The organism is Albidovulum sp. (assembly GCF_049646345.1).
Taxonomy (GTDB): Bacteria; Pseudomonadota; Alphaproteobacteria; order Rhodobacterales; family Rhodobacteraceae; genus Albidovulum.
This window is the reverse complement of the sequence record NZ_JBARVQ010000337.1, coordinates 1-11,765: the sequence shown is the minus strand read 5'-3', so window position 1 is coordinate 11,765 and position 11,765 is coordinate 1. Positions and strand designations below refer to the sequence as shown.

Annotated in this window: 9 protein-coding genes; 2 read left to right on the top strand and 7 right to left on the bottom strand. The window is 56.1% G+C overall.

The features are described 5' to 3' along the window. The 5 genes from WBB85_RS08465 to WBB85_RS08445 all read right to left on the bottom strand — a co-directional run. Nucleotides 1-1,826: virulence factor SrfC family protein (locus WBB85_RS08465; RefSeq protein WP_432638183.1), on the bottom strand; the 1,826-nt coding region annotated here is incomplete at its 3' end. Further along, nucleotides 1,827-4,805, bottom strand: coding sequence for a virulence factor SrfB (locus WBB85_RS08460; protein WP_432638182.1), 2,979 nt, complete (start codon nucleotides 4,803-4,805; stop codon nucleotides 1,827-1,829). A 14-nt stretch (nucleotides 4,806-4,819) separates the two neighbouring features. Next, nucleotides 4,820-6,214, bottom strand: a complete 1,395-nt coding sequence (locus WBB85_RS08455; RefSeq protein ID WP_432638181.1) for a hypothetical protein — start codon at nucleotides 6,212-6,214, stop codon at nucleotides 4,820-4,822. 2 nt (nucleotides 6,215-6,216) lie between these two features. Continuing rightward, the gene (locus tag WBB85_RS08450) at nucleotides 6,217-7,344 is read right to left on the bottom strand and encodes a S1C family serine protease (RefSeq protein WP_432638180.1); all 1,128 of its coding nucleotides are present in this window, start codon (nucleotides 7,342-7,344) and stop codon (nucleotides 6,217-6,219) included. Beyond that, nucleotides 7,337-8,416 (bottom strand): vWA domain-containing protein, encoded by a 1,080-nt coding sequence (locus WBB85_RS08445; protein WP_432638179.1) that lies wholly within the window; start codon nucleotides 8,414-8,416, stop codon nucleotides 7,337-7,339. Before WBB85_RS08445 ends, WBB85_RS08450 begins: the two co-directional genes overlap by 8 nt. A gap of 192 nt (nucleotides 8,417-8,608) precedes the next feature. Between WBB85_RS08445 and WBB85_RS08440 the strand changes: the two genes are divergently transcribed. Continuing rightward, nucleotides 8,609-8,971 carry a Rieske 2Fe-2S domain-containing protein gene (locus WBB85_RS08440; protein ID WP_432638178.1) on the top strand — a complete coding sequence of 121 codons (363 nt, stop codon included), beginning with the start codon at nucleotides 8,609-8,611 and terminating at the stop codon, nucleotides 8,969-8,971. Between the two features lie 10 nt (nucleotides 8,972-8,981). Here the strand turns inward: WBB85_RS08440 and WBB85_RS08435 are convergent, their stop codons facing one another. Next, nucleotides 8,982-9,524 (bottom strand): hypothetical protein, encoded by a 543-nt coding sequence (locus WBB85_RS08435; RefSeq protein WP_432638177.1) that lies wholly within the window; start codon nucleotides 9,522-9,524, stop codon nucleotides 8,982-8,984. 137 nt (nucleotides 9,525-9,661) lie between these two features. Between WBB85_RS08435 and WBB85_RS08430 the strand changes: the two genes are divergently transcribed. Next, nucleotides 9,662-10,450, top strand: a complete 789-nt coding sequence (locus WBB85_RS08430; protein ID WP_432638176.1) for an exodeoxyribonuclease III — start codon at nucleotides 9,662-9,664, stop codon at nucleotides 10,448-10,450. Between the two features lie 270 nt (nucleotides 10,451-10,720). Here WBB85_RS08430 and WBB85_RS08425 read toward each other — a convergent pair. After that, nucleotides 10,721-11,765: NAD(P)-dependent oxidoreductase (locus WBB85_RS08425; protein WP_432638175.1), on the bottom strand; the 1,045-nt coding region annotated here is incomplete at its 5' end.

The window sequence follows — 11,765 nt, the reverse complement described above, 5'->3', positions numbered from 1 at the left end:
ATGGTCGACTCTGCCCGCGGCAGGATTTGATCGTACTTCAGGTCCGGATTACAAACTGGCGCTAAGGACTCTGCCAGTAGCGAGGTTCCACCATCGTTTAATTCAAGCAACCCTTTCAACTTCATCTCAGGCTGAGCGACGTGTTCCTGGACTATGGCGTTGTTCAGGAACAGATTGCTGAACTTGTCGTCCAGATATTGTTGGAACTCACGTGTATGCCCAGTTTCGGGTGGTACGAAATCATCGGGTGAGCCTTCCGGTTTTTCCTCATATTCGAATACTCCACGATCTTCGATTGCAGGATTGCGGATCAAAAAGACGTTGTCGAATGTCTTTCCGGGCACCCATTCCTTGATCCACCACGGATAGGCTTCAATGTTGTTCTCGAACCGCGCGGTAATAGGATCCTCAAGCCCCACCCTCCGGATGAAAAGCGTGTCACATTTCGTCAGGCAATAGAACAGTCCGGTGGGGACACGGCTTCGTTTGGCTGGTGTCTCGCCGTGTGTCCGTGTGATCCAGTCTTTCAGAAGATTCGGTAACGATTTCACTTCAAAGTTTTCGGGACCTGCACAAAGCAGCATGACATTAAGGTCTAGATCAGCAGCGTAATTGTCGAAAAGTACCGCGACCTTTCCGCGCAAGAAACAGTTGGACCGCGCCTTCGGCTCAGACGGGGCGCGCAGAAAATCGTGCACCGTGGTGTTTTCACGGGATCTTGCTCCGGGAAAATCCAAAAGGTCCGTATGAGTAAAAAATGGCCACGGCGCAGATTCCAATGTGACGCAAAGTTCAGCGGTCAGTGCAGTAACCACGCACATCGGAAGGGTTACATTGGCATTGGTGTCCGAAACCACCGCCAAGGTTTCCGGTGAGCCATCAGAATCGAGATCTCGCAGCGTATTGACATGTAGAACCCCCTTGCTCCGGTTTGCCAAAGCGTTCAGGCCGGTAAAAACCAATTTGGGATGCCCAAGCTGGTCCAACGCCGATTTCAGCGTGGAATAAAGGTCGTTAAACTCCTCCAGTTCAGCCCAGAGCGGCGACAGCGCGAGCACTCGCCCAGGTCCATCCAAGAAGGGCACCATGGTTTCCAGAAAATGCCAATACCCCTCGGCCGTTTCCTGACTAAGCACATGATCTTCAAGGTTTTTCTCAACGTATTCTCGAAGTTCATAAACGTCTTCTATGCTCATCCCGGGCTGCGGCTTGGATTGGCGTAGTGGTTCAAGCTTCTGCGCCAGTTGATCGATCCGCTCGGGCGTAAGCGACCGGTCTTCGATACTTTCCACCTTCGGGTCGGGTTGAATACGGTATTGGCCTTTCAGGTCAAATAGAAACGTGTTGGCCAAAATTTTAGGGATATCGACCTCTCGCAGCATCCGTAACACCACGGGATTACCCGCAGGCGTATCGAAAGATCTTAGTGAAAACCGTGTTACGAGGCCCGTTGTCTCATCCCCGCCCGACGGGTTCACCTGTGATAGAAAATCCTGCCGAACCGCATCGTTGCCTTTGCCAAAAATGACATCGACAGGGCGCTCCTTTGGGCGGATCAATTTGCCGATCAGGAAGGATTTTCCCATTTGGCTCGCACCAAAAACACCCACCGACATCGGCCGTGCGGCCGCCGTACCCAGGCGGCGCGCCTCAACTGCCTGCCGACGCAGCTGCTTTTGCAGATTCGAAATTCGAGGACTTGGTTCGCGATGCTTGTCCAGCCATTCAACCGCCTTCGAAGATGCCGCGGCAGCAGCATTGCACCGATCCGCCAGCGCGCGATCCTTATCGCGCAATTCTATATCGTTCCTAGCCGGGTTCGACATCTACTTCTCCCCCATCTGCAGCACGCCGGTATCCAGCCAATATCCCGCTTCGGCCTGATTTTCGATCACCATCGTCTGCACGCGGCATACAACAGCCTTGTGAGACATACCCTCCCCGTCGGCCTGTTCCACTGATACGACCTTGAAATCTTCCATCGCCTCTTCTTCTTCACCTTCGCGAGTGTTGTCGTTACGTTCAAACTTCACCTTCAGCGGTAACTTGATCCGCGACAGCTTGTCAGGATCGGCGAAATGAACATGATAGAGCGGAGACCCCTGCCAGCGGGCAATCGGCAATTGGCGGAAGCCAATGAAAGTACTGCTCTCCATCGACAGCTCGAATGCATCGACACCCTTGCCTGTGTCCAGATTGACGTTTTTGAGCAGAACCTTTTGGTTGGGTATTTTGCCCTCAGCCTCCATCGTGCCGATGAATTTCGCAGTCGAGCGCATCTTGAGGCCGTCAGTGCGAAGAGTTAGGTTGCTAACCGATTTCTGGCAAATATGAGCCAGCATCGCGCCGACCACGGCAGTTGTCTTTGGGTCGCGAATGCGGCGATCATCTGATCGGAACGGATACCAGTTTCCCACCGGATACTGCCCCATAAATATGATGCGGTTTGCCGGTACCGGCATTGACGCTTCGATCATCCGGCGAATGATCGGGAACTGTGAGGGGCGCCCGGAAATCAGCAGGATATCGCAATCGTGACAGCGTACTAGATCGCACAAATCTCGGATCATAGGGCCGACAAGGCCGTCAATCAGACGTTCGATCAGGGAGGCGTCAAAGCCTATCGTGGCATCGAGCAGAGTGTGCCCGGAATGGGTCGTTAAACCGGCTGCTTCGCCGAACCACCTGAGCGCTGGTTCAGCAACCACTGTATCCCTCAGCAGCAAATCCCCAAGGCGCAGCTTATCACCTTGTGCGCAATCCCCTTTTTCATAGCGATTCAGCAATCCGATGGCAGCGGACGAAAACACCTGAGCCACCAATTGCGCCCGCATGGTTCTTTCCCGCTGTCCCATACCTTCGACATTGCCACCGAAGAGCCGGGTCAGCAGCATGGCTTGATTGCCGACCCCAATCTCACCAAGCCAGGTACTGATTTCTAGAAGCAGATAGTGCTCGACGATTTCTTTGAGTATATCGTCACCCGCAAGGCGGAAACCTTCTCGGAATACCTGTTCCGGCGCAAGCACAGTATCGGTACCGGGCTGAATAATGTGCGACAAAATCATCAGGTCGGTTGTGCCACCGCCGATATCAATACTGGCAACCTTAAGCTGCTCCCCACCCGCCTTGTTGCGTGGTGATTGCGCGACGAGTGATATGAACTCCCGTGGTGTGCCACGAAACTTGTCCCGAATTTCGTCATAGAGATAAACTAGGTGCGTGCAGGTCGCTTCGTCCCAGTCCAGGTGGATAATGGGTTTTCTCAACACGGCACCACCATCGGAACCTTCATCCCAATCCATAACATCCCAAACTATGTCGACCGCCTCGGAAATCCGCTCTCGCATCAATTTCTGCTCGGCCAGGGGCGTGGCGGTAGGAAGGGTAAGAATCACCTGTTTGATCCTGCGGGGCGCTCCGGAATTGGCGCGATTGCGACGAACATCAACAGAATTGACTTGAGTCGCCGCTTGGATCAGCAATTCACACAGCATCAGCATGTAAACCGAAGCTCGTGAATAGCGCCGCATCAGACCCGGCATGGCACCTTTTACCCGAGCGACAAGCTGCCCACTCTCTGTTAGCCGCGAGATGATCGGGCCACGAATTTCCTGCGGTTCGGCATCCGCTTCGAGATGGGCATTGTTGTTTGTCCAGGGTTGAGGGCGTTCTTCCGTGTCCCATAGGTATCGTTTCGGGCTGGATAGACCGCTGCTGCCCTCAGTACCATCAGTCAGGGAGGCAAGCCGCGCTGCTTCGGGCCCTATCCGCACAGGACTAGGCCACCAGAAGGCCTCGCGCTTCGTACGCTCGGAATCACTCGCATGACGCACTGAGCCGAAATTCGAAGACGCGAATTCTATACGACTCTCAAACGGCTCAGAATAGACCTCTTCGACGCGACTCAAATCCCGCAGTTCCAGCCGATACGTCTGCGCCACATCGGCATAGGAATGCGAATCGCTGTCCTCCACCAACACACCGCAGATGCGGCTGTTGCCGACATCAAGCACCAAGCTGACATCAACAGGTTCGACCCGACCATGGCGTGAAAAGATATCGACCAGTTCGATACCCGGTATTTCGCAGGCCGTCTTGATGGCTTCTATCAAAGTCATATAGGCCGCCCAGTGTTCACCCGGCCGGTTGACCGTAACTTTTTCTATGGGCCTATTATTTTGGCGCGCCAAGCCGCGCACATAAGCTTCACGCAGCCAATTCGACACCCATCCCCGGCTCATAAAACCGACATTCCGATCATGATCGGCGCAGAATCCAAAATAGACTTTGTCTGTTGCGTCGCTGTTTTCCTCTGGGGCGGTGTATGGCTGCCCAGGCAGGCGCGGCGTCAACAACGTATCGAACGCCAGAATGAGCCGATATTCGCGACCTTTTTCATCTGGTTCCGCAAGCCTTACGATCTTGATGCGCGCCCAGGTCGTCGGCCCTTCGTCAAAACCTTTGTCTGAGCGGCGGAAGAAAGGGAAAGGCAGCCATTCCCTGTCGAATCGCCTAAGAGCGTCAGTAACCTTGACGCTGTAGACATTGTCGTCGTCCACTTCCTGCATGACGCTTGTGTCACGCGGGTAGTAAAAACGAGTTCTTTCCTCCGACTCCTGATCGATATGAACGGGAAAGATTGTGACCTCGAAAGCAGAGTCGCTATGCTCCACAAAAGTCACCGGACGGGCCACGCTCTCGACATGGCTTTCGGAAAAAGCAAAATCCATGAACTGAACCCCTGAGTTAGGGATCAGGCTGACCATTTCACTTTCGCGGAAATCAATGATGGATTTGAGCACTGGTGACTTCCTATCTATTCTATCACTGAAAATCGGGCAACTTCGTCAAGCTTGCCGGGTTCGATTGTGCCCTGATATCGCTTGCGTTCATCACCACGCCGAATTTGCAGGACAAAAGGAACTGCTGCATTCGCAGAGTCCTTCGAAGATGCGTAGTGGCGGACCAGCACCTTATATTGCCCAGCCTCCGCGCCATCCGCGAAAAAAAATGCATTCTCAACAGGGTTTTGTTGAGGCTGGTTGCTGTAACGGCTACAAACGGCACCGACCTGTGCGCGTTCACGCTCGGAACAAAGATTAGCATCGACATCAACTCTGCCGCCGCATTTCGTCTGGACACCTCTGGATTTGACCACGCGCCCACCGCCCGGACAGTCAATCATCAGGTCGAGGTCGCTATAGCCATTCCAAAGAAGTGTCACCGTCACATCGCCCTCCTGTCCTGACGCTTCTTCACGAGCCCGGTCGATATCTGTTTCATCAAAATCCGGAATCGGTGTTGGCTCGTCCGTTTCAGCCGTGGGATTGACATTCGGATCAGCCTTGGGATCGACCTGAGTGGCCCGGCTTGGATCTGTGGCTTCACCAGGAACTATGGTGCGATCGGCCTCGGACGAATCCAGGCGACATTGTGGCGACTGCGACGCCAGCCTGCGTAACCGTTCCAATTCGAGCAGCAATTCAGCGCGTTCATCCTCGGCTTCGGCCACGATGGACGGGCTGGCGCAATTACCGAAAAAACTGAAACCAGCGGGGACGCCCGCCGAGCAGGCGCGAAGCAAAAGCCAAAGGATGATCGCCAGAATAAATATAAACAGGAGCCACAGCAGCCAGATCCAAAAAGACCGCCCAACCGCTGCAATCGGACCTGAAGCAACCGCCTTCGCCGCGGGACCGGCAGTAGCCCTTCGTACCTGCTGCGTTTGGATAAGGCGCTCTGTTAACAGCGCACTTAACTCAACGGAGTTTTCGTCGCGCATTCCCCATAGCAGAAGAATGGGCTGACCATCAGCCTCATAAACCATTTCTGAGAGGTTTTTGCCTGCCGGCAACCGCTGTATATCCTTAAGCAGAGACGCCCATTGCCGCTGCTGCGTTTGGTTGCTGGCTTCCATTTCTTCCGCCAGCGCACTGATATCAGCCAGAAGTGCAGTTAGTTTTCCGACTACCGCACTCTGTGTTTCTTCGTCCAGATCCCTCAAAGGCTTGGGTTCGGCATCAGATGATGCCATCCAGGAAATCGACCCCTTCCCTCGATAAGGTTCCGCAAAGATTGCCGCGTGCTCCGCGGTCAGCTTGGATTTCAGAAACGCCTGAATCTGATCCCAACTGTCGTGGACTTGATGTTGTCCTACGACCAGCGCGCGGAAGCCGGAACTGTCTGTCTCAGTTAGAAATCTCCGCGCCATGACTACTCCGACGCAAGTTTAGTCGCGCCGCTGCAGGCGGTCGAAAGGAAGGGCGGCGAGATATTGTTGGAACCCAGAAATTCGGCGAGGTTCTGACTTGCAAGAGCATAGTCGCCATGAAGAACGAGATCGCCCCCGTCTGACTGTGTGACAAATGTATTAATTCCAACGACCCGACCGCACAGATCGACCAAAGGTCCGCCGCTATTGCCGGGAGACAGGCTGGCGGTATGCGGAATGAATTCAAGCGCGCCAGTGGGTCGCTGGGCAGTCTGGATCGTCGTCACGATACCGTTTGTCACCCGGCCCTGAGGCGGCTTTGCCTCCCTACCCTGCGAAATTGCCTTGGCATAGGCAACTACTTCACCCTCCAGGAAGAAACCCGGATAGCCACTGGCGTAAACACCTTGTGTCCGCGCCGCGGCAGCAAGGCTAAGCGGAATCGCGGAGGCGACCGGCTCCTCCAGTTCAAGCAACGCAAAATCAGGTTGCGGCAGTCTCATACCTGTTGGATCCGGAGACTTGGCGACTACCCTCGCTTTCACCGGTTTACCGATAACGTCATTGGTCACGATCAGTTCGCTCGCTTCGCCAACCACGTGAGAGTTCGTCGCGACATGGGTCTCGCTCACGAAAAACCCTGTCCCCGATACTAGTCCTTTATCTTCAATCCGCAGAATCAGGACCGTACCGCCGCGCAGCAGGTCGTCCATAGTGCCGCCAAACGCTTCGTCGGTCTCCGGCACTGCCTCGGGATTGGGCTGAGAACGAGACGGTGTAGGCGGCAATAAGTCGATACGCTGGGACGGATCCGGTGCGGATTCTTTCTCTTCGACTGACAAGGGATAAAGTTCGCCTTCATACACACACACATCACCCCGCTCAATCGTACCGAGCCGACTGATTTCTTCCTTCAGGCTCTGATTGCTGTCCTTGAGAGCAGCAACAACAGCTTCTTCGGGCTGGGCCGGATACCGCAACACTCCTGGTATGAGCAGAACAAGCAGCAGAATCGCCGCAAATGTAACTGCGACGACAGGTGCGATCCAGTTGGCCTGTTTGAGAACCTCACCGTCGCTTTGTCTCTGCGTTATGGCACTCGGCGCTGGATTTGGAGATTGTTCACTCATTCTTTCCCTCCGAGCTGGACTCGCCCTGTTTTTCGCTTTGATTCACGGCAAGGCATTCATCCGCCGACAATTGGCCACCTGCTTGCCGAACGGCGCGCATCAGACCTTCGATGTCATCAGCTTCAAGAAACCGGCCGCCGGTCGCCCGTGCAATACAAGCATTCGCAGAAGCCGTTTTCGCCAGCGACACGACACTCACATTGGCATGGGGTAGCTTTTGTTTCAGCCTTGCTGCCGCAGCGCATGGATCCCCGTTACAACTATCTTCACCATCCGATAGGATTACGATGTTGACGGGTCGGTCCGGGCTGCGCCCGGCCTGCGTCTGGCTGGGGATCGAGTCGATCGCCGCAGCCAATGCCGTCGAATCGCGAAGCCTTAGCTGTCGCAGTGCATCTTCGTATTCAGATGCCTTGTCGGACGTATAGATACCCTCATTTCTGACCGACACATTGCATTGCGCAAAGCTAAGCAGTTTTAGCCGCGTATTCTCAGGCAGGTTCCTGACTAGCGGGGTGAGGGCCCGCCGGGCAATATCAATACGGTCGGGTTTACTAGGGTCCGTCACCCGTCGCTCAGTCCTCTGGTATTCTTGATAGATGCGTTGCTTGTCAAAAAGACCAGCTCGCTGATAGCGCCTTGCGAGACTGTCTAGCTGCTGGAGAATAGCTGGATCCGCACCATAATCCCAACCCATGCTAAGTGACACATCAAGGACGACTAACAGATCGTCTGCAGGGGGTACCTGACACCGCGCCAATTCCTCTTCAGGAATCTGCGTCTCTTCGTCAGTGGGCTCCGATTCCCCTGGTGTCGGGATCACACATTGTTTGGCCTGATTGATCCGCTCCAACCAATTGTCGCGCTGCAGCAATAGCGACCTATTTTCCTTTTGAATATCCAGCAAAGTTACCTGAGCTGGGGATTTGCAATAGTTGAGCCAACCCCATCCAAGGTCGCACGCAGTCAACAGCAAATAACCCGATACAAACAGCAAACTTGAAAATGCCAACCACAGCACTACTGCGGTTAGGCTAACGCTCGTCTTTAACAATGCAAATTCCCACAGCAAGATCACCTCAAAGGCGACGATGCCAAATTATTAAACTAGTGTCTATGATTACATAGTAGATCGACCCAGCCTTTGCCGCCTTTGTCCGTAATGTGCCGGTGTCGGAAATAATAGGCGGTGCTGTGGCAAATTCGACAAATTTGGGTCTGTTCAGACCGTGTCGGAAGGGCACACCACCATCTTGTTCAGCGAATGGATCGTTCTGCAGTCGAGGCTTTTTACGGTCGGGAACTTCACCGCCTTGATCCCGCGTTCGGCCATGCGGCGCTCGCAGGCGATGCGCTGGAACAGGGATGGGTCAAGGCAGTCAGACTCGGCCAGAGGCGGTTTTCGGTCTATGACACGCTGACCGGACTCTACGTGTCGCTCGCACTTTGCAATCACGGCGGAGCCAACCTGTGTTACGGTTACTTAGATGGTCATGTCATCGAATGCCCGCTGCATCAGGGAGCCTTCGACGTGCGTGACAGGCGTCCGGTCAGCGCACCGGCGACACGGCGGATGAAGGTGTTTGACGTATGGGTGGTTGTCGAAGAAGAAAGACCCATGAGCTGAAGCGCAGAACTTACTTGACGGCCGAAGCCAATGACGGCGGGAACTCTATCTCGGCCAGAAACGGGTAGGCGATGGCGGCAAGCTGCTGGCTCTGCGGTCCGTCGATCCGCAGGAAGTACCAGTCACCGCCTTCATTCAGCGCCAGAAGCGGTTGCTCATGCTTGGTCTTGCCGCTTTTGGTTTCTGACACGAAGGCCGTAGGGATCAGAACCCAGGTCACTGCGGTCCCGTCGGCAAGGGCCGCATCCTCGGCCACAAGTTGCGACCGCCCATAGGCGAGATCGCGGAACCGGCTGTCCTTCATCATCGCCTTGGTCTGGTCGACCAGCGTCGCCTCCAGCTTCTTCGCCTCGGTCCCGGTGGCCCCGGCAAAGACATTGAGAATGCGGGGCGGCAGGGCACTGACAATGGCGGGCGCATCGGCCTTTTCGATGGCGGCAAGGTAGCCGTCCACCGCTTTGCCCAGAGTGTCCATCTCATCCGTGGCAAGCGGCCGCGCAAAGGCGGGAAGGGCCAGCAATGCGGACAGGGCGAAGGCAATGAGCAAGCGCATGGTTCGTTCCTTTTCTCCGGGTGCAGTGATCTTGCATGGACCGGGGCCGGGCTCAAGTGGCGAGAGGTGCGGTTGGCGCGTTGCCGCCGCCTTTCAGCACCGTTAAGGTCGCGCGGCCAAGGATCAAGGAGACAGCCATGCCCTTCACCATCGCCACCTGGAACATCAACTCTGTCCGACTGCGCGAAGGTCTGGTGCAGACGCTGATGAAAGAGGAGATGCCGGACATCCTCTGCCTGCAGGAATGCAAGTCTCCGGTGGACAAGATCCCGGTCGAAGGCTTTCAGGCGCTGGGCTACACCCACATGGTTGCACGCGGGCAGAAGGGCTATAACGGCGTGGCGATCTTTTCCAAGCTGCCGATCAAGGAAGTCGCGGCGCATGATTTCGTCGATCTTGGCCATGCCCGCCATATTGCCGGGCAGCTTGAGAATGGTGTCACGATCCACAACTTCTATGTGCCTGCGGGCGGCGACATCCCGGACCGTGAGCAGAACGAGAAATTCGGCCAGAAGCTCGACTATGTGACCGCGATGCGGGACTGGGCGCATTCCGACAAACCGCAGAAGTCGATCCTTGTCGGTGACCTCAACATCGCCCCGCGTGAAGACGATGTGTGGTCACACAAACAGCTTCTTAAGATCGTTAGCCATACGCCGGTTGAGGTGGAGCATCTGGGCCAGGCGATGGAGGCGGGTAAATGGGTGGATATCACCCGGCAGGACATTCCCGAGGGGCTGCTCTACAGCTGGTGGTCCTACCGGTCGCCCGACTGGGACGCAGCCGATAAGGGACGCAGGCTGGATCATGTCTGGTCGACGCCCGATATCGCCAATGCCGCGCATGGCAGCCGTGTTCTGCGCCATGTCCGTGGGTGGGAAAAACCCTCGGATCACGCGCCGGTTTTCGCCACGTTCGACATCTGAGACGCTTTGTGATGCGAAGCTCGCCCACTACGGCCAGCGCTTTGACACGAAGTGACGGTCAGGCGTGCACTCTCGGGCAGCACGGCTGACCCATCGGGGTCAGGCAGACGTCCATGCAGCACGCAGCGAATTCGGGCTGAGAGACCTTTGTGGACTTGGTGGCTGAACGCCTTTCGCCCGGGAGCAAGCGCGACACAAGCCGACGATAAGACAAAGTGTTCCTAGCTGTCCGACAGGCCGGCACCCGGCTGAGGCGCCGGCCAATATCGGTCAGGCCACGTCAAAGACCAGCGGCTTGACCTGGCTGAACATGCCGGTGGCCTCCAGCGCCCGCAGCACCTCCACCTTCGGTGCTTCGTCGAGATAGAGAAGCGCGATGGCATCGCTGCCCTGCGCTGCCCGGCCAAGGGTAAAGTTGGCGATGTTCACCCCGGCATTGCCAAGCGTGTGACCAAGCGTTCCGATAATGCCCGGCACGTCGTCATTCGTGGTGTAGAGCATATGGGCCCCGATCTCGGCGTCGATGGTGATGCCCTTGATCTGGATAAAGCGCGGCTTGCCATCGCTGAAGACGGTGCCCGCGATGGAGCGTTCGCGTTTCTCCGTCACCACGGTCAGCTTCATGTAACCGTCAAAGACGCCGCCCTTTTCCTGGTGAGTGGTGGAGATCTTGATGCCCCGTTCCTTGGCGACGACCGGGGCCGAGACCATGTTCACGTCCGGGTTCGTGGCCTTCATGATCCCCGAAATGGCGCCGCAATTCAGCGCCTCAAGGTTCATCTTGGCAACGGTACCGTCATAAAGGATGTTGATCGCCTTGACCGGCTCATCCGTCATCTGACCCGCAAAAGCGCCCAGATGCTGGGCGAGCTTCAGCCACGGCCCCATGACGGCGGCCTCTTCGGCGGTGACCGAGGGCATGTTGAGCGCGTTCTGCACCGCCCCCGTCAGCAGGTAGTCCGACATCTGTTCAGCAACCTGAAGGGCAACGTTTTCCTGCGCCTCAGTCGTGGCGGCACCCAGATGCGGGGTCACGACGACGTTCGGCAGATGGAAGAGCGGGCTGGCCGTTGCCGGTTCGGTTTCAAAGACGTCGAAAGCCGCCCCCGCGACATGACCCGATTTCAACGCCTCGGCGAGGGCCGTCTCATCCACCAGACCGCCCCGGGCGCAATTGATGATACGCACGCCCTTCTTGGTCTTGGCGATGTTCTCGGCCGACAGGATATTGCGGGTCTTGTCGGTCAGGGGCACATGCAAAGTGATGAAATCGGCGCGGGTCAGAAGTTCGTCCAGTTCCACCTTGGTCACGCCC

Excerpts from the sequence above, each read along its gene's own strand:
- WBB85_RS08455 (WP_432638181.1), bottom strand. The coding sequence starts at position 6,214 with ATGGCGCGGAGATTTCTAACTGAGACAGACAGTTCCGGCTTCCGCGCG.
- WBB85_RS08450 (WP_432638180.1), bottom strand. The coding sequence starts at position 7,344 with ATGAGTGAACAATCTCCAAATCCAGCGCCGAGTGCCATAACGCAGAGA.
- WBB85_RS08440 (WP_432638178.1), top strand. The coding sequence starts at position 8,609 with ATGGATCGTTCTGCAGTCGAGGCTTTTTACGGTCGGGAACTTCACCGC.
- WBB85_RS08435 (WP_432638177.1), bottom strand. The coding sequence starts at position 9,524 with ATGCGCTTGCTCATTGCCTTCGCCCTGTCCGCATTGCTGGCCCTTCCC.
- WBB85_RS08430 (WP_432638176.1), top strand. The coding sequence starts at position 9,662 with ATGCCCTTCACCATCGCCACCTGGAACATCAACTCTGTCCGACTGCGC.